Genomic DNA, 17,833 nt, shown 5'->3' with positions numbered 1-17,833 from the left:
CTTCCCCCTGAACCGCCGTACGGACAACACAGGAGCTGAACCGAACGTGGCAGGAGTCGCACGTCGCCGTCTGGACGCGGAGCTGGTCCGCCGCAAGCTCGCGCGTTCGCGTGAGCACGCCGGACAGCTGATCGCCGCCGGGCGGGTCACCGTCGGCAAGACCGTCGCGACCAAGTCGGCCACGCAGGTGGAGACGGCGGCCGCGATCGTCGTCTCCGTCGACGCCGACGACCCAGACTACGTGTCCCGGGGCGGCCACAAGCTGGCCGGCGCGCTGGAGGCCTTCGTGCCCCTCGGGCTGGTGGTGAAGGGGCGTCGGGCGCTGGATGCCGGAGCCTCGACCGGCGGGTTCACGGACGTGCTGCTGCGGGCCGGCGCGGCGCACGTGGTCGCCGTCGACGTCGGATACGGACAACTCGCGTGGTCTCTGCAGAGCGATGAACGCGTCACCGTCAAGGACCGTACGAACGTACGCGAGTTGACGCTTGAAGCGATCGATGGGGAGCCTGTGGATCTTGTCGTGGGGGACTTGTCCTTCATCCCGCTGGGGCTGGTGCTGCCCGCTCTGGCCCGGTGCACCAGGCCGGACGCGGACCTGGTGATGATGGTCAAGCCGCAGTTCGAGGTGGGGAAGGAACGGCTCGGCAGCGGGGGCGTCGTGCGCAGTCCTCAGCTGCGGGCGGAAGCCGTGCGGGGAGTGGCCGACAAGGCGTGGGACCTGGGGCTCGGGGTGCGGGGTGTCACCGCCAGTCCGCTGCCCGGGCCGTCGGGCAATGTGGAGTATTTTCTGTGGCTTCGGGCCGGGGCCCCTGTCCTCGACCCGGCCGACGTCGACCGTGCAGTTGCGGAGGGGCCGCGGTGACTCTGAACCGAGCTCGTACTGTTTTCCTGCTCGCCCACACCGGGCGGCCGGCGGCCATCCGCAGTGCCGAACTGGTCGTCAAGGGGCTGCTGCGCGAGGGCATCGGGGTGCGCGTCCTCGAGTACGAGGCCGCCGACCTGCCGCTGCCGGACGAGGTGGAGCTGGTCTCCGAGGCCACCCCGCAGTGTCTCGAGGGCTGCGAGCTGCTGATCGTGCTGGGCGGCGACGGCACGCTGCTGCGCGGCGCGGAGTTCGCACGGGCCTCCGGGGTGCCGATGCTCGGCGTCAACCTCGGCTCCGTCGGCTTCCTCGCGGAGGCCGAGCGCGACGACCTGGACAAGGTCGTCGACCGGGTGGTGACGAAGGCGTACGAGGTCGAGGAGCGGATGACCGTCGACGTCATCGTGCACCGCAACGGCGACATCGTGCACACCGACTGGGCACTGAACGAGGCGGCGGTGCAGAAGGCCGGCGCCGAGAAGCTGCTGGAGGTCGTGCTGGAGATCGACGGGCGGCCGGTCACCGGGTTCGGCTGTGACGGCATCGTCCTGTCGACCCCGACCGGCTCCACGGCGTACGCCTTCTCGGCGGGCGGTCCCGTGGTGTGGCCCGAGGTCGAGGCGCTGCTGATGGTGCCGATCAGCGCGCACGCGCTGTTCGCGAAGCCGCTCGTGACCTCGCCGAACTCTGTGCTCGCGGTGGAACTGCTGCCGCACATCCCGCCCGGCGTCCTGTGGTGCGACGGGCGACGGACCTTCGAGCTGCCTCCGGGCGCCCGGGTCGAGGTGCGGCGGGGCAGTGTGCCGGTGCGGCTGGCACGGCTGCACCACGCCTCCTTCACCGACCGGCTGGTGGCGAAGTTCGCGCTGCCTGTCTCGGGGTGGCGGGGGGCGCGGTCCTAGGCACCTGCCCGGTGCCCGGGACACCGCCCGGGCGCCGGGCCGTCCCCGCGTCTGCGGGGAGCCCCGCGTCCGCGACCCGTCCAGGACGCAGAAGACCGGATCATCCCCGCGTCGGCGGGGAAGGTGCAGAGCCAACGAGGGTTGCCCCGGGAAGGTAACGCCGGGTTCTCGTTGCGGGGGGCCGCGTCGCACAGGGCCGGGAAAACCTCGTATGGTCGGGGGCGTGTTGGAGGAGATGCGGATACGGTCGCTCGGAGTCATCGACGACGCGGTCGTCGAGCTGTCGCCGGGGTTCACCGCGGTCACGGGCGAGACGGGCGCGGGCAAGACCATGGTCGTCACCAGCCTCGGGCTGCTGCTGGGCGGGCGTGCCGACCCCGCGCTCGTGCGGATCGGCGCGGAGAAGGCGGTGGTCGAGGGGCGGATCGCCCTGCCCGCCGGCTCATCGGCGGTCGTCCGGGCCGAGGAGGCCGGGGCCGAGCTCGACGACGGGGCGCTGCTGATCAGCCGTACCGTTTCCGCTGAAGGGCGGTCGCGGGCGCACGTGGGCGGGCGGAGCGTGCCCATGGGCGTGCTCGCCGAGCTCGCGGACGAGCTGGTGGCCGTGCACGGGCAGACCGACCAGCAGGGGCTGCTGAAGCTGTCCCGGCAGCGGCAGGCGCTCGACCGGTACGCGGGCGACGCGGTGACCGTGCCGCTCGCCAAGTACACGGAGGCCTACCGGCGGCTGCGGGCGGTGGCCGGCGAGCTGGAGGAGATCGTCACGCGCGCGCGTGAGCGGGCCCAGGAGGCCGACATGCTGCGCTTCGGGCTCGACGAGATCGCCGGCGTCGAGCCGCGCGCCGGCGAGGACGTGGAGCTCGCGGAGGAGGCCGAGCGGCTCGGGCACGCGGAGGCGCTGTCCTCGGCCGCCACGGTCGCCCACGCCGCTCTCGCCGCCAACCCCGAGGACCCCGAGGGCATCGACGCGGCGACGCTCGTCGCGGGCGCACAGCGGGCCCTGGAGGCCGTCAGGTCGCACGATCCGGTGCTGGCGGCGCTCGCCGACCGGATCGGCGAGATCGGGATCCTGCTGGGCGACGTGGCCGGGGAACTGGCCGGGTACGCCGAAGACCTCGACGCCGATCCGCTGCGGCTGTCGGCCGTGGAGGAGCGGCGGGCCGCGCTCACCGCGCTCACCCGCAAGTACGGCCAGGACGTGAACTCCGTCCTCGCCTGGGCCGAGCAGAGCGCCTCCCGGCTCGGCGAACTGGACGGCGACGACGAACGGATCGACGAGCTGACCGCCGAGCGGGACGCCCTGCGGGCCGAACTGGGCGGTCTGGCACAGGCGCTGACGGACGCGCGCACACAGGCCGCCGGGCAGTTCGCCGCCGCGGTGACCGCCGAGCTGGCGTCGCTGGCGATGCCGCACGCGCGCGTGTCCTTCGAGATCCGGCAGACCGAGGACCCGGAGGGCGTCGAGGTCGGCGGACGTCCGGTCGCCTACGGGCCGGCCGGCGTGGACGAGGTCGAACTGCTGCTCGCCCCGCACCCCGGCGCGCCGCCGCGGCCCATCGCCAAGGGCGCGTCCGGCGGTGAGCTGTCACGCGTGATGCTGGCCGTCGAGGTCGTGTTCGCGGGCACGGACCCGGTCCCCACGTACCTCTTCGACGAGGTCGACGCCGGCGTCGGCGGCAAGGCGGCCGTGGAGATCGGCCGGCGGCTGGCGCGGCTCGCGAAGACGGCTCAGGTCGTGGTCGTCACCCACCTGCCGCAGGTCGCGGCGTTCGCCGACCGGCAGTTGCTGGTGGAGAAGACCGACGACGGCTCGGTGACCCGGTCCGGGGTGAAGGTCCTGGAGGGCGAGGAGCGCATCCGTGAGCTGTCGCGGATGCTCGCCGGCCAGGAGGACTCCGAGACGGCCCGCGCGCACGCGGAGGAACTCCTCGCCACGGCCCGGGGGGACCGGTAGCGGCGGACGGGTGGCGGCGGGGTGTGGTCGTCCCGGCGGGTCGTAGGATCCCGGCGGGGGCGTGGCCGGCTGCCGGAGGACGGCGGGGTGGCATCCGGTCGCCGCCCGAGTCGGCGGTCGATGCGTCGATGCGAACAAAGGTGCGGCTCTCTTCACTCGTGTGGGTGACAGAGGGGGGTATGCGGCCCCTCGCCGTGCGGCTCCGGGGCACGGAACATCGGTGCGTGCTGGCATCCTTGGGCGTAGTACGTGGAGGAACGTCAGCGGTCCACCCCTCCGCCCGCGGTCTCTCCGTCCCTTTCCCCGTGACCGTCCGACGCCGAACCAGGAGCCCCGGCCACGTGAGCAGCCCCTCACCGCACGGCCACTCGTCGCTGCGCACCGTCCAGGTGCTCGGCGGAGGCAACGCCGGCAGCAGCGCACACGTGTGCTCCCTGGCGGCGGGGCTCGTCGCCAGGGGCGTGCGGGTGACGGTGTGCGCCCCCGTCGAAGCCGATCACGCCTACGGCTTCAGCGGCGCCGGCGCCGAACACGTGCACGTGCCGCGCAGCAGCGACCCCGGGTCCGTGGCGGCGCTCCGCGCGGCCTGCACGGGCGCCGACCTCGTCCACGCGCACGGACTGCACGCCTCCTTCCGCGCCGTCCTCGCACTCAGCGGCCGCGCCACCCCGCTCGTCGTCACCTGGCACAACCGCGCGCACGCCGAGGGCGCCCGCGCCCATCTGCTGCGGCTGCTGGAGCGCCGGGTCGCGCGGACGGCCGCCGTCGTCCTCGGCACCACCGCCGACCTCGTCGACCGGGCCCGGCGCACGGGAGCCCGTGACGCGCGGCTCGCCGCGGTGGCGCTGCCCGCCCCCCGCCGGGACGAGGGCGACGAGGACGCCGAGCGGTCGGCCGCCAAGCTGAGAGCCGAACTGGGCGCCGTCGGCCGCCCGTTGCTCATGGCGGTCGGCTCCCTGGACCGTCACCGCGGCTACGGCCACCTGCTGGACGCCGCCCGCGCGTGGCGCCGGCTCGAGTGCGCGCCCCTCGTCGTGATCGCGGGCGAGGGACCGCAGTGGGCGGAGCTCCAGCGCCGCATCGAGGACGAGGAACTGCCGGTCCGCCTGCTCGGCCGGCGGGAGGACGTGAGCGAGCTGCTCGCCGCCGCCGACCTCGCGCTCCTGCCCGGCGGCGGGGAGTCACGGTCGGTCCTGGCGCAGGAGGCCCTCCACGCGCGCGTGCCGCTCGTCGCGGCGCTGGCCGGCGGGGTCCGCGAACTCGTCGGAGACGCGGCCGAACTGGTGCCCGCCGGCGACGCCGACGCCTTCTCCGCCGCCGTCGTACGCCTGCTCGACGATCCCGGCCGGTGCGAGCGGCTGCGGGACCTCGGCACCCGGCAGACCGCCACCTGGCCCACCGAGGACGAGACGGTCGCCCAGGTCCTCAGCGTCTACGACGAGTTGACGCAGCCCCGGCCCATGATCTGACACGGACCACCCGTCACCGGCCACCGGCCACCGGTCACCGGTAACCCGTCACCGTCACCCGCGGGCTGTCAGGGCAGGTGTCTGCGCGCCCGAAGGGCCAGGCTCAACGCCAGGACCGTCTGCGGGTCGTCCAGATCGGTGCCGAGCAGCTCGCCGATGCGGGCGAGGCGGTTGTAGAGCGTCTGGCGGTTCAGATGCAGCTCGCGGGCCGTCTCCGCCTTGCGTCCGGCATGGGCCAGGTAGGTCTCCAGGGTCGGCAGCAGCGAAGGCTTGGAACGGCGGTCGTGGTCGCGGACCGGGCCGATCGCGCGGTCGACGAAGGCCGCGAGGTCCGGGTGGCCGCGCAGCCGCCACAGCAGCAGGTCGATGTCCAGGCGGCGGGCGTCGTACCAGGGCCGGTCCGGCAGACCCTGCGCGGCCGTCGCCGTCTCGGCCGCGTGCCGCAGTCCCGCCGACGCGGCGGCCCAGTCGCCCGCCACCCCGACGACGACCACGGGCGGCTGCGCACCCGGCCGCTGCATCCCGGCCCGTTCCACGCCCGCCCGCAGCGCCGCAGCGACCCGGTCCGCCACCGTCGGCCGCTCCCGCTCCGCGCGCAGGCCCACCAGCACCGGCACCCGCCCCTCCACCGGCCGCACGCCCAGCAGCACCGGCACGCCCACCGACGCCAGCTCCTCGGCGACCGCCCGGGCCAGCACCGCCCAGCCCGCGCCCGGCGAGATCCCGTCGCCCAGCCGCATGACGACCGGGAGCAGCGGGCCGGCGCCCGGCCGGAACCCGAGGACGCGCGCCTGCGCCGGAGCGTCCTGAGCGGCGACGCGGCCCTCGGCGAGGTCGGTCAGGAAGTCGCCCCGGCCGCGCGCGGCGAGCTCCTCCTCCTGGCGGGCCTGCATCAGCACCACGGCCAGGATCCCGGCCGCCCGGTCGGCGGCGATCCGGTGCACCGGTGCGAGAGGGGCGCGCACGGGCAGCAGCACGAGCCGGGCGCGTACCGAACCCGCCCCCGGCCCGCCCCCGGGCACGTCCACGAGTACCGAGCCCGCGGGCGGCGGCGCGTCCTTGTGCGGGCCGCGCAACCCCTCCCACACCTGGAGCGGATCCGCTCCCTGCGGCCCCTCGCCGGCCGCGTACAGCAGCTGCCCGTCGGGCGTCTCCAGGAACACCGGGTTGTCGCCGAAGTCCGCCAGGACGCCCAGCACCTGAGGGATCCCGCCGCCGCCGAGCAGGGCCTGCGTACAGCGCCGGTGCACTTCCTCGGCACGTTGGAGCAGCGCGTGATGGCCGTTGACGATCTCGGTGTGGATCTCCTCCGTGACCGTCACGAACGCCACCTCCCGATGCAGCTGGACGAGGGGGAGGCCGGTGGCCCGTGCGGTCTCCACCAGGGCCGACGGCAGCCGGGTGAAGCGCGGGCCCAGCTCGATCACCAGGGCCGCGATGCCACGCTCGGCCAGGGTGCGCACGAACGCCCGCTGCTCGGCCGGGCGGGTGCCGAGGCTGTAGCCGGTGGTCAGCAGCAGCTCGCCGCCCTTGAGCAGGGAGGCGATGTGCGGGACCTCGCCGGCGTGCACCCAGCGCACCGTGCGGTCCAGCCGGTCCGCGCCCGCGACGATCTCGGGGAGCCCGGCGCGCAGGCCGGGCAGATCCAGCGCGCGCCGCACGGTGACGCCGGCACTGCGGCTGTCGAAGCTGTGGTCCGTGCGGCTGTCCATGCAGCGGACGCTACCTGCGCGGATGCCCCGGCAACATCCGCGGGCCCCGCAGCGGACGGGGTGAGCGGTGCCGGTGGGACGGCCCCCGGGGTGAGCGGGCCGGTTGGACGGCCCGGGACCGGGTAGCGGCGGGCCATGGATTTCAGTGTGGTCGCCGTGGCACGTGAGGACGACAGCCCGACCGACGAGCCGCTGCGGGTGGCGGCGCTCGCCGACCGGCTCGGCTACCGGGAGGTGTGGGCCGGCGAAGGGCCGACCTGGGACGCCTTCGTGCTGGCCGCCGCCCTCGGCCGGGTCACCGAACGGGCGGCGCTGACGGCGGGTCCGGTGCCGGTGTCCGTGCGCGACCCGTACACCCTCGCCCGGGGCGCCGCGTCCGTCGCCGCCGTCACCGGCGGCCGGCCGGTCGGCGTGGCGCTGGGCACCTCAAGCAGGCGGGTGGTCGAAGGTGTGCACGGGCTGCCCCGGACGCGTCCCGCCGCCGTGCTCGAGGAGACGGCCGAGACCGTCCGGGCCCTGCTGCACGCCGAGCCCGGTGAGCCGGTGGTGGTCGGCAGCCCGTTCCGGCGGCGGCTTCCGCCGCCCGGCGGGCCGCTCACCGTGGCCGCGTTCGGCGACCGCGCGATCGGCACGGCCGCCGCGCACGCCGACCGGATGCTGCTGGACGTCGTCTCGCCCGGGCAGGTGCGCGAGCTGCGGGGCAAGCTGGACGCGGCGGCCGGGCGGGCGGGTCGCCCGCGGCCCGCCCTCGCCGCCTGGCTGCCCGCGGCCGTCGACCCGAAACCCGAGTCGCTCGCCCAGGTCCTGGGCAGTATCGCCGGCTATCTCACCGTGCCCGGGTACCGCGAGGTGTTCGCCGAGGCCGGTTTCGGAGAGGCCGTGCGGCTCGCGGCGGCCGGCGCCGACCGAGCCGCCCTGGCCCGTGCCCTGCCGGCGGCCGCCGCGGCCACCGTCGGCCTGGTCGGCGACCTGGACGCGGTCCGCGCCCGGATCGACGACTACGCGCGGGCGGGCCTCGACGAGATCGCGCTCGTGCCGGCCACCGACGGCGACCCGGCGGGGGAGCGGACCCTGACGGCGCTCAGGCCGGCCTGATGTTGTGGTTGAAGCGGAACACGTTGTCCGGGTCGTAGCGCCGCTTCACGTCCGCGAGGCGGCGGGCGTTGTCGGCGCCGACCCCGGCCACGACCCGGTCGGCGCCCTCGTCGCCGATGAAGTTCAGGTAGACCGCGCCCGTGCTCCACGGCTGCGCCCCGGCCCGCACGTCCCGGACCCACCGCTCGCACCGGGCGTCGTCCGCCGGGTCCTCCCAGAGTCCGAAGGGGTGCACGCCCCAGGGCGCGTCACGGTAGGGCACCGGGTACTCGTGCGGGCCGGCGGCGATCGCGCCGCCCTGCGGGAACAGGGCGTGCAGGGTGCCCGTCGGCACCGGAAGCGACTCCCCGAGACCGCAGTAGACGTCCACGAAGTCGTCCGGCGCGCCCGTCAGGTACTCCGCGGACCAGTAGTTCCGCATGCCGGGCGGATCGTCGATCATGCACTGGACGTCGGCGTAGGGCGTCGCCCCGACGACCTCCGACTCGTGCGGCAGCGCCAGCAGCGGCTGGGCCAGCTTGCGCAGGTCCTCCTCCGCGCCGGCGTACGTCAGCAGCACCCCGCACAGCAGTGAGCCGACCAGGTGCGGTGGGACGAACTCCTCGGGCGGGCCGGTGAGATACATCACCGCGCCGCTCGCCTCGTCGGGGCCCGCGGCGATCACGTCCCGGTAGGTGCGGGTGGCCTCGGGGCCGAACTCGGGCCGGTACAGCAACAGCGCGATGGAGAACTCGGGCAGCTCGTGCAGCCTCAGGGTGAGCGAGGCGGCCACGCCGAAGTTGCCTCCGCCGCCGTGCAGGGCCCAGAAGAGGTCGGGGTGCTCGTCGGCGCTCACCCGGACCCGCCGGCCCTCGGCGGTCACCAGTTCGACGCTCAGCAGGTTGTCCACGGCCAGCCCGTGGCACCGGTCCAGCCAGCCCGTGCCGCCGCCGAGGACGAAGCCGCCGACGCCGGTGGTGGAGGCCCGGCCGCCGGTCGTGGCGAGCCCGTGCGGCTCGCAGGCGCGGTCCAGGTCGCTCATGGTGGCCCCGCCCGCGACGCGTACCGTCCGGGCGGCGGGATCGACGACGACGGCGCGCAGATGCCGCAGGTCCACCACCACGGCGCCGTCGCCCAGGGCCATGCCGGCGACGCTGTGCCCGCCGCCGCGCACCGCGACCGGCAGATCCAGGTCGCGGGCGAAGCGCACGGTCCGGACGATGTCGTCCTCGTCGACGCACTGGGCGATCACCGCCGGGCGCCGGTCGATCATCGCGTTGAAGACGGTCCGGGCGTCGTCGTAGCCCGGGTCGTGCGGGGCGAACACGTCGCCGACCAGATCCTCGCGGAGCGCGGCGAGAGCCGTGCCCGCCTTCGATGGGGAGGCCATGGGGGCGCCCCCTTCCGTGCAGGGGCAGATGACTTCCAGCGTAGGCGGGCGTGGTCCGGCGGTCCTGTTCAGCCGCCGGACCGCGCCCCCAGTCGATCGAACCGGAGGGTTCAGCCGCCGTACGCCCCCGACGCCGTCAGCCGCAGCGCGGTGTCGATCAGCGGCACGTGACTGAAGGCCTGCGGGAAGTTGCCCACCTGGCGCTGCAGGCGCGGGTCCCACTCCTCGGCGAGCAGACCGAGGTCGTTGCGCAGCGAGAGCAGCTTCTCGAACAGCTTGCGGGCCTCGTCGACGCGGCCGATCATCGCGAGGTCGTCGGCCATCCAGAACGAGCAGGCCAGGAAGGCGCCCTCGTCACCGGGCAGGCCGTCGACGCCCTCGTCGCCGCCCGAGGTCGGGTAGCGCAGGATGAAGCCGTCGGGAGTGGACAGCTCGCGCTGGATCGCCTCGATGGTGCCGATGACCCGCTTGTCGTCCGGCGGCAGGAAGCCCATCTGCGGGATGAGCAGCAACGACGCGTCCAGCTCCCGGGAGCCGTAGGACTGGGTGAAGGTGTTGCGTTCCTTGTCGTAGCCCTTCTCGCAGACGTCCCGGTGGATGTCGTCGCGCAGTTCGCGCCACTTCTCCAGCGGACCGTCGGCGTCGCCGGACTCGATCAGCTTGATCGTCCGGTCGACGGCGACCCAGGCCATGACCTTGGAGTGCACGAAGTGGCGGCGCGGGCCGCGCACCTCCCAGATGCCCTCGTCCGGCTCGTCCCAGTGCTGCTCGAGGTAGCGGATCAGCTTCAGCTGGAGCAGGGACGCGTAGTCGTTGCGGGCCAGGCCCGTCATGTGACCCAGGTGCAGGGCCTCGGTGACTTCGCCGTACACGTCCAGCTGGAGCTGGTGCGCGGCGCCGTTGCCGACCCGGACCGGGGCGGAGTTCTCGTAGCCCGGCAGCCAGTCCAGCTCGGCCTCGCCCAGCTCGCGCTCGCCCGCGATGCCGTACATGATCTGCAGGTTCTCGGGGTCGCCGGCGACCGCGCGCAGCAGCCACTCGCGCCAGGCGCGGGCCTCCTCGCGGTAGCCGGTGCGCAGCAGCGAGGACAGCGTGATGGCCGCGTCGCGCAGCCAGGTGTAGCGGTAGTCCCAGTTGCGGACGCCGCCGATGTCCTCGGGCAGGGAGGTGGTGGGCGCGGCGACGATGCCGCCGGTCGGCCCGTACGTCAGCGCCTTGAGCGTGATCAGCGAGCGGATCACGGCCTCCCGATAGGGGCCGTGGTACGTGCAGTGCTCGACCCACTCGCGCCAGAAGTCCTCGGTCGCCTGGAGCGACTGCTCGGGCTCGGGGAGCGGCGGCGGCTGCTTGTGCGAGGGCTCCCAGGAGATCGTGAACGCGATCCGGTCGCCCGGCGCGACCGTGAAGTCGGCGTACGTCGTCAGCGCCTTGCCGTAGGTCTCGCAGTCGGTGTCGAACCACACCGAGTCGGGGCCCGCGACGGCCACCGTGCGGCCCTCGTGCTTGTGCACCCACGGCACGACCCGCCCGTAGGAGAACCGCATGCGCAGCGCGGAGCGCATCGGGACGCGGCCGGAGACGCCCTCGACGATCCGGATCAGCTGGGGGGCGCCGTCGCGAGGGGGCATGAAGTCGGTCACCCGGACCGTGCCGCGCGGGGTGTCCCACTCCGACTCCAGGATGAGCGAGTCGCCCCGGTAGGTGCGCCGGGCCGCGCGTGGCGGGGGCGCGTCGGAGGCGTGCGCGGGGCCGAGGCGCCAGAAGCCGTGCTCCTCGGTGCCGAGCAGACCTGCGAAGATCGCGTGCGAGTCGAAGCGGGGCAGGCACAGCCAGTCGACTGTGCCGTCCCGGCAGACCAGTGCGGCGGTCTGCATGTCTCCGATGAGTGCGTAGTCTTCGATGCGCCCGGCCACGTGCAACTCCAGTCGAACGGCCACGTCGCCCCCAGGCGAAATGGGGGCTGTCGCTAGTGCGGTCAAGGGGTCGTTGGTAATGCGTCGTTGAGTGCTGAAGCAAAGCAGCCGCTCAGCCCTGGGGGCAAAACGCCGATTATTGCTCAACGAACTGACGAGCTCTCGTTGTTCCGGTGGGATACGGGCTGGGGTGTGCCGTCTTGCCGGCCGGGCTCGGCAGCGAGTGTCCGAGCAGGATACGACGCACGTAGATGATCTGCGTGCCGCTCCCGGCAACGCGGGTGGGCCGAACGGGTGAGCAACGGGTGAGGAACCGGTGCGCGCGGGGCGGTCCGTGTCGGCCCGTGCGCGGAGCGTGGCCGGGGGCCGCTCCTCCGCGGCGCTGATACCCTGGTAGCCCGTGGACCGGTGGTCTCGAAGCCCCCGAACCGCACCCTCGAATCGCGACCACGGGAGCCCCCTCTTGGCCATGACGCCCAAATCCACGACGACCAAGCACATCTTCGTCACCGGGGGTGTCGCCTCCTCGCTCGGCAAGGGTCTGACGGCCTCCAGCCTCGGCATGCTGCTCAAGGCGCGCGGTCTTCGCGTGGTCATGCAGAAGCTCGACCCATACCTGAACGTCGACCCTGGCACGATGAACCCCTTCCAGCACGGTGAGGTGTTCGTCACGAACGACGGCGCCGAGACGGACCTGGACATCGGACATTACGAGCGCTTCCTCGACCGCGACTTGGACGGCTCCGCCAACGTCACCACGGGCCAGGTCTACAACACGGTGATCGCCAAGGAGCGGCGTGGCGAGTACCTGGGCGACACCGTGCAGGTCATCCCGCACATCACCAACGAGATCAAGCACCGCATCCGCCGCATGGCGACGGACGAGGTGGACGTCGTGATCACCGAGGTGGGCGGCACGGTCGGCGACATCGAGTCGCTGCCGTTCCTGGAGACGGTCCGCCAGGTCCGGCACGAGGTCGGCCGGGACAACGTCTTCGTGGTGCACATCTCGCTCCTGCCGTACATCGGTCCCTCGGGGGAGCTGAAGACCAAGCCGACCCAGCACTCGGTCGCGGCGCTGCGCAACATCGGTATCCAGCCGGACGCGATCGTGCTGCGCTGCGACCGCGAGGTGCCGACCGCGATCAAGCGCAAGATCTCGCTGATGTGCGACGTCGACGAGGACGCGGTGGTGGCCTGCCCGGACGCCCGCTCGATCTACGACATCCCGAAGACCGTGCACGGCGAGGGCCTGGACGCCTATGTGGTCCGCAAGCTGGACCTGCCGTTCCGCGACGTGGACTGGACGACCTGGGACGACCTGCTCGACCGCGTCCACAACCCCGACCACGAGATCACCCTCGCCCTGGTCGGCAAGTACATCGACCTGCCCGACGCCTATCTCTCGGTCACCGAGGCGCTGCGCGCCGGCGGCTTCGCCAACAAGGCCCGCGTGAAGATCAAGTGGGTCACCTCGGACGACTGCAAGACCCCGGCCGGCGCCAAGGCGCAGCTCGCCGACGTGGACGGCGTCTGCATCCCGGGCGGCTTCGGCGACCGCGGCGTGCTCGGCAAGGTCGGCGCGATCCGCTACGCCCGCGAGCACAAGATCCCGCTGCTCGGTCTCTGCCTGGGCCTGCAGTGCATCGTGATCGAGGCCGCGCGCAACCTGGCCGACATCGGCGACGCGAACTCCACCGAGTTCGACTCGGCCACCGCCCACCCGGTCATCTCCACCATGGCCGAGCAGCTCGACATCGTCGCGGGCGAGGGCGACATGGGCGGCACGATGCGCCTGGGCATGTATCCGGCCAAGCTGGCCGAAGGGTCCATCGTCCGCGAGGTGTACGACGGCAAGGAGTACGTGGAGGAGCGGCACCGGCACCGCTACGAGGTGAACAACGCCTACCGGACCGAGCTCGAGAAGAAGGCGGGCATCCTGTTCTCCGGCACCTCCCCGGACGGCAAGCTGGTCGAGTACGTCGAGTACCCGCGCGACGTCCACCCCTACCTGGTCGCCACGCAGGCCCACCCCGAGCTGCGCTCGAGGCCCACGCGTCCGCACCCGCTGTTCGCCGGCCTGGTGAAGGCGGCGGTCGAGCGGAAGACATCGAAGTAACACACCAGTTGTACGGTGGCCGGGGTGCAAACCTTCAAGGGTGAGCGCCCCGGTTTCGTTTGCGCAGGTGGCACGTGGGAGGACGCACGGCATGACGATCAAGGACACCCCCGAGGCGTGGGAGATCCGGGCGACGACGACCCCGTTCGCGGGCGCCAAGACCGCCGTCCGCACCGACGAGGTGGTCATGCCCGACGGCTCGGTGGTCCGCCGGGACTACCAGGTGCACCCCGGGTCCGTGGCCGTCCTCGCCGTCGACGACGAGGGCCGGGTGCTCCTCATCAAGCAGTACCGGCACCCGGTTCGGCAGAAGCTGTGGGAGATTCCGGCCGGCCTGCTCGACGTGCCCGGTGAGAACCCGCTGCACGCGGCGCAGCGCGAGCTGTACGAGGAGGCGCACGTCAAGGCCGAGGAATGGCGGGTCCTCACCGACATGTACACGACCCCCGGTGGCTCCGACGAGGCCGTGCGCATCTTCCTGGCCCGCAACCTGTCCGAGGCCGAGGGGCAGCGTTTCGAGGTGGAGGACGAGGAGGCCGACATGGAGCACGCGCGCGTGCCGGTCGCCGAGCTCGTCCGGGCCGTGCTGGCCGGCGACGTGCACAACACCTGCCTCGTCGTCGGCGTCCTGTCGCTGGTCGCCGCGGAGAACGGCGAGGGGCTCGACGCGCTGCGCCCGGCGGAGGCGCCGTGGCCGGCGCGGCCCTTCGAGGCCTGAGCCCGCCCTCGGGCCCTCTCCCACACCCTCGCGGTGTGACGATCGGCTGATCCGATCGGGGGACGTCCGGGCCCTGCCCGACGTGCTCCTCCCGGAACGTCGCAGAGCGTGAACTAGGCTCGGGAATCGCCCGAACCGGAGTCCCGGCGGGCTTGCGCGTGCGGTGGGACGGGAGTGTGGCCCGTGACGGATCAGGCAGTGGACACAGGCGGCGCGCAGCTGTCCGGACACGCTGCGACAGAGGGCCATTTCCTGGGCCGTACCCGGGAGTTGAAGGACCTGCGCGCCGACATCGAGCGCACGGGCCTGGACACCATCTCCGGGCGGAAGGCGCCCCGCGCGCGGGTCCTGCTCATCGCCGGCCGGACCGGCTCGGGGCGCTCCGCGCTCGCCGAGGAACTCGTACGCCAGGTCGCCGGCCGCTACCCGGACGGCGTCCTGCGCGCCCGCCTCGCCGAACCCGACGGCACACCCGTGCCGGTCGAGCGCGCCGCCCGCGAACTGCTCGCCGCGCTGGACGTGCCCACCCCGCCCGGCGCGGACGAGGACGACCTCGCGTCCCTGCTGCGCGAGACCCTAGCCGAGCGCCGTGCGCTGCTCCTGCTGGACGACGCGACCGGCGCCGAACAGGTCGACGCGCTGCTCCCGGACGCCCCGCAGTGCCTGCTCGTCGCCGTGTCCGCCGGCCCGCTCACCGGCATCGCGGACGTCCGCCCCTGCACCCTGGGCGGCCTGGACACCAAGTCCGCCCTCGACCTGCTGACCCGGTACACCGGCTCGGTCCGCGTCACCGTCGACCCGCGCTCCGCCGAACAGCTAGTGGAGACGTGCCAGGGCCAGCCCGCCGCGCTCAGCCTGGCCGGCGGCTGGCTCGCCGCCCGCCCCCAGGCCGCCGTCGCCGACCTCGCCAAGCAGCTCCACGCGGAGGGCGACGAGGGCACCGTGCTCAGCCGCGTCTTCCGCCTCGTGCACTCCGCGCTGCCCGCCCCCGCCGCCCGGACCCTGCGACTGCTCTCCCTGGCCCCGGCCGGCCTGGCCGACCCGCACACCGCCTCCGCGCTGGCCGGCTGCTCGGTGGGCGCCGCCCGCACCACCCTGGACGACCTCGTCGCCGCGGGCCTGCTGCGCGCCCTGGACTCCCCGCTGCCCCAGTACGAGGTGCCCGGCTGCCTGCACTCCCTGCTGCGGACCGCCGCCGAGGCCCACGAACGCCCGGCCGAACTCCAGCTGGCCCGCGCCCGCATGCTGGAGCGCACGGTGCGGCTGCTGCAGTCCTGCCGGGCCATCACCGAGACCGACAGCCCTCAGGCCCGCGAGAAGCTCCAGGTCATGCCGCGGGCGCTGCGCTTCCCCACGCCGCGGGCGGCCGCCGACTGGCTGCACGCCCGCCGCCCGGCCCTGCTCGCCTCGGCCCGCCTCGCCGTCGCCGACGGGGAGCTGGACACCCTCGCCCGACGTCTGATGTCCCAGCTGGTCAGGGCGATGGTCGCGCACTTCGGCACCCAGGCGGCCGCGCCCGACCTGTACGGGATCCACCAGCTTGTCCTGGACGTCGCCGAGCGCCGCCGGCTGCCCCGGGAGAAGGCCGCCGCGCTGCTGAACCTGGCCGACGTCGACGCCAGGACCGGCCGCACGGCGGAGGCGCTGGTGCGCTACCGGGCCGCTCTGGACGCCGGACGCGAGGCGAACGACCCGTACGCGATCGGCCGCGCGATGGAATCCGTAGGCGGCGCGCATCTCGAGCTCGGGGACTACGACCGGGCCGCGGACTGGTTCGGCCGGGCCCTCGCCCAGCGCCTGGCCCGTGACGAGCGCGCGGACGCCGCCCGCCTCTACGGCCGCATCGCCACCGCGCACACCTACGCGGGCCGCTACGGCGAGGCGCAGCGGGCCTGGCGGGCCGCGGTCGCCGGACACCGCAAGAACGACGATGTGGGCGCGCACGCCCGGGCGTTGAGCGAGCTGGCCCGGGTCCAGGAGTACGCGGGCCGCCCAGAGGAGTCGCTGCGCACCTGCGAGGAGGCGGCGGAGTGGGCCGGGCGCGCCGAGGACACGCGGCTGCAGGCCGCGCTGCACCTGAGACTGGCCGACACCCTGGAGCGCCTCGGCGACCCGGCTGCGGCCCGCCTGCACCGCTGCGCGGCCGAGCGCATCCTGGAACAGGAGCCGTCGGACGGCGTCGAAGAGCCCGATCGGCCGGACATCACCGAGGATGCCTGCGAAATCCGTAGTGCACTGTCGAAAGATTGACGCAATGAAAGGCTAGACAGCGGGAACGCCTTCATTAAACTGGCTCTGCCGCACGTTCTCCTGCGGTGCGCCCCGGTGCGTCCTGTATCTCCGGGAATGTCATTTGCTGTGCCCCCACACCCTCTGAGCCAAGGACCGTGATCGACGTGAAGGTCGGCATCCCCCGCGAGGTCAAGAACAACGAGTTCCGGGTGGCCATCACCCCCGCCGGTGTGCACGAACTGGCGCGCCACGGTCACCAGGTCGTCGTCGAACGAGGCGCCGGCGTCGGCTCGTCCATCACGGACGAGGAGTACGTGGCGGCCGGGGCGCGCATCCTTGCGACCGCCGACGAGGTGTGGGCCACGGCCGACCTGCTGCTGAAGGTCAAGGAGCCCATCGCCGAGGAGTACCACCGCCTCCGCAAGGACCAGACGCTCTTCACCTACCTGCACCTGGCCGCGTCCAAGGAGTGCACGGACGCGCTCGTCGCGTCCGGGACCACCGCGATCGCCTACGAGACCGTCGAGCTGCCGAGCCGCGCGCTGCCGCTGCTCGCCCCGATGTCCGAGGTCGCGGGCCGGCTGGCCCCGCAGGTCGGCGCCTACCACCTGATGCGCGCCAACGGCGGGCGCGGTGTGCTGCCGGGCGGCGTCCCGGGCGTGCTGGCCGCCAAGGCGGTCGTCATCGGCGGCGGCGTCTCCGGCTGGAACGCCGCGCAGATCGCCATCGGCATGGGCTTCCACGTGACCCTGCTCGACAAGGACATCAACAAGCTCAAGGAAGCCGACAAAGTCTTCGGCACGAAGATCCAGACCGTCGTCTCCAACGCCTTCGAGCTGGAGAAGGCCTGCCTGGAGGCGGACCTCGTGATCGGCGCCGTCCTCGTCCCGGGCGCGAAGGCCCCGAAGCTGGTCACCAACGAACTGGTCTCCCGTATGAAGCCCGGAAGTGTCCTTGTCGACATCGCGATCGACCAGGGCGGCTGCTTCGAGGACTCCCGCCCGACCACCCACGCCGAGCCGACCTTCCCGGTGCACGACTCGGTCTTCTACTGCGTCGCCAACATGCCCGGCGCGGTCCCCAACACCTCCACCTACGCCCTCACCAACGCCACGCTGCCCTACATCGTCGAACTCGCCGACAAGGGCTGGACCGAGGCACTGCGTCGCGACGCCGCGCTCGCGAAGGGTCTCAACACCCATGACGGCAAGGTCGTTTACCGCGAGGTCGCGGAGGCGCACGGCCTGGAGCACGTGGACCTGGAGTCCCTGATCGGCTGAGCCGGGAAGCTAAGTCACCTTTTCGTAAAGGCGATACGTCAACAAGGCGCGTCAACCGTGCACACGCGGCCGGACCTTGCCCGACAAGGTCCGGCCGGATGTGTGTATGGTCACTTTGCGACTCTCGGCCAACTCGCCTCGAACGTAACGCTTCGACCGATTCGCACACCGGTGAAACCTGCCGTGCGACGGCCGCACGCCCTTGACA

General features: G+C 73.2%; 12 protein-coding genes. 9 read left to right on the top strand and 3 right to left on the bottom strand.

What is annotated here, in order from left to right; translation table 11 throughout:
• The first annotated feature begins 46 nt into the window (after positions 1-46).
• The 4 genes from QA802_RS10340 (at position 47) to QA802_RS10325 (ending at position 5,187) form a co-directional block, all read left to right on the top strand.
• A complete protein-coding gene (locus QA802_RS10340; RefSeq protein WP_334520331.1) occupies positions 47-862 on the top strand; it encodes a TlyA family RNA methyltransferase in 816 nt (271 codons plus the stop codon).
• Positions 859-1,764 (top strand): NAD kinase, encoded by a 906-nt coding sequence (locus tag QA802_RS10335; protein WP_319166372.1) that lies wholly within the window; start codon positions 859-861, stop codon positions 1,762-1,764. Before QA802_RS10340 ends, QA802_RS10335 begins: the two co-directional genes overlap by 4 nt.
• Before the next feature lie 211 nt (positions 1,765-1,975).
• The gene (recN, locus tag QA802_RS10330; protein ID WP_334520327.1) at positions 1,976-3,718 is read left to right on the top strand and encodes a DNA repair protein RecN; all 1,743 of its coding nucleotides are present in this window, start codon (positions 1,976-1,978) and stop codon (positions 3,716-3,718) included.
• Between the two features lie 341 nt (positions 3,719-4,059).
• Positions 4,060-5,187 carry a glycosyltransferase family 4 protein gene (locus QA802_RS10325; protein ID WP_334520324.1) on the top strand — a complete coding sequence of 376 codons (1,128 nt, stop codon included), beginning with the start codon at positions 4,060-4,062 and terminating at the stop codon, positions 5,185-5,187.
• A gap of 68 nt (positions 5,188-5,255) precedes the next feature.
• Here the strand turns inward: QA802_RS10325 and QA802_RS10320 are convergent, their stop codons facing one another.
• Positions 5,256-6,899, bottom strand: a complete 1,644-nt coding sequence (locus QA802_RS10320; protein ID WP_334520321.1) for a PucR family transcriptional regulator — start codon at positions 6,897-6,899, stop codon at positions 5,256-5,258.
• Positions 6,900-7,034: 135 nt separating this feature from the next.
• On the opposite strand from QA802_RS10320, the gene QA802_RS10315 reads away from it, so the two are divergent.
• Positions 7,035-7,994, top strand: coding sequence for an LLM class F420-dependent oxidoreductase (locus QA802_RS10315; RefSeq protein WP_334520319.1), 960 nt, complete (start codon positions 7,035-7,037; stop codon positions 7,992-7,994).
• Here the strand turns inward: QA802_RS10315 and QA802_RS10310 are convergent.
• Complete coding sequence (locus QA802_RS10310) at positions 7,981-9,363, bottom strand: FAD-binding oxidoreductase (RefSeq protein WP_334520316.1); 1,383 nt, start codon at positions 9,361-9,363, stop codon at positions 7,981-7,983. The two genes, QA802_RS10315 and QA802_RS10310, sit on opposite strands and share 14 nt — an antisense overlap.
• Positions 9,364-9,473: 110 nt before the next feature.
• On the bottom strand, positions 9,474-11,276 hold the full coding sequence (locus tag QA802_RS10305; protein ID WP_334520313.1) for a glycoside hydrolase family 15 protein: 1,803 nt from the start codon (positions 11,274-11,276) through the stop codon (positions 9,474-9,476).
• A 469-nt stretch (positions 11,277-11,745) separates the two neighbouring features.
• On the opposite strand from QA802_RS10305, the gene pyrG reads away from it, so the two are divergent.
• The 4 genes from pyrG (at position 11,746) to ald (ending at position 17,625) form a co-directional block, all read left to right on the top strand.
• A complete protein-coding gene (gene pyrG, locus QA802_RS10300; RefSeq protein WP_319166364.1) occupies positions 11,746-13,395 on the top strand; it encodes a CTP synthase in 1,650 nt (549 codons plus the stop codon).
• Positions 13,396-13,486: 91 nt separating this feature from the next.
• Positions 13,487-14,113, top strand: a complete 627-nt coding sequence (locus tag QA802_RS10295) for an NUDIX domain-containing protein (protein WP_334520309.1) — start codon at positions 13,487-13,489, stop codon at positions 14,111-14,113.
• A 183-nt stretch (positions 14,114-14,296) separates the two neighbouring features.
• Positions 14,297-16,363: a tetratricopeptide repeat protein gene (locus tag QA802_RS10290; protein WP_334520306.1), complete on the top strand. Its 2,067-nt coding sequence runs from the start codon at positions 14,297-14,299 to the stop codon at positions 16,361-16,363.
• Between the two features lie 137 nt (positions 16,364-16,500).
• Positions 16,501-17,625, top strand: coding sequence for an alanine dehydrogenase (ald, locus tag QA802_RS10285; protein ID WP_334520303.1), 1,125 nt, complete (start codon positions 16,501-16,503; stop codon positions 17,623-17,625).
• The last annotated feature ends 208 nt before the right edge of the window (positions 17,626-17,833 follow it).

This window comes from Streptomyces sp. B21-105 (assembly GCF_036898465.1).
Taxonomy (GTDB): Bacteria; Actinomycetota; Actinomycetes; order Streptomycetales; family Streptomycetaceae; genus Streptomyces.
Note: the sequence above shows the minus strand (reverse complement) of the source record. Positions and strands in the feature narration are given on the sequence as shown.

Coding starts and splice junctions, on each gene's coding strand:
- recN (WP_334520327.1), top strand. CDS start 1,976: ATGGTCGGGGGCGTGTTGGAGGAGATGCGGATACGGTCGCTCGGAGTC.
- QA802_RS10320 (WP_334520321.1), bottom strand. CDS start 6,899: ATGGACAGCCGCACGGACCACAGCTTCGACAGCCGCAGTGCCGGCGTC.
- QA802_RS10315 (WP_334520319.1), top strand. CDS start 7,035: ATGGATTTCAGTGTGGTCGCCGTGGCACGTGAGGACGACAGCCCGACC.
- QA802_RS10310 (WP_334520316.1), bottom strand. CDS start 9,363: ATGGCCTCCCCATCGAAGGCGGGCACGGCTCTCGCCGCGCTCCGCGAG.
- pyrG (WP_319166364.1), top strand. CDS start 11,746: ATGACGCCCAAATCCACGACGACCAAGCACATCTTCGTCACCGGGGGT.
- QA802_RS10295 (WP_334520309.1), top strand. CDS start 13,487: ATGACGATCAAGGACACCCCCGAGGCGTGGGAGATCCGGGCGACGACG.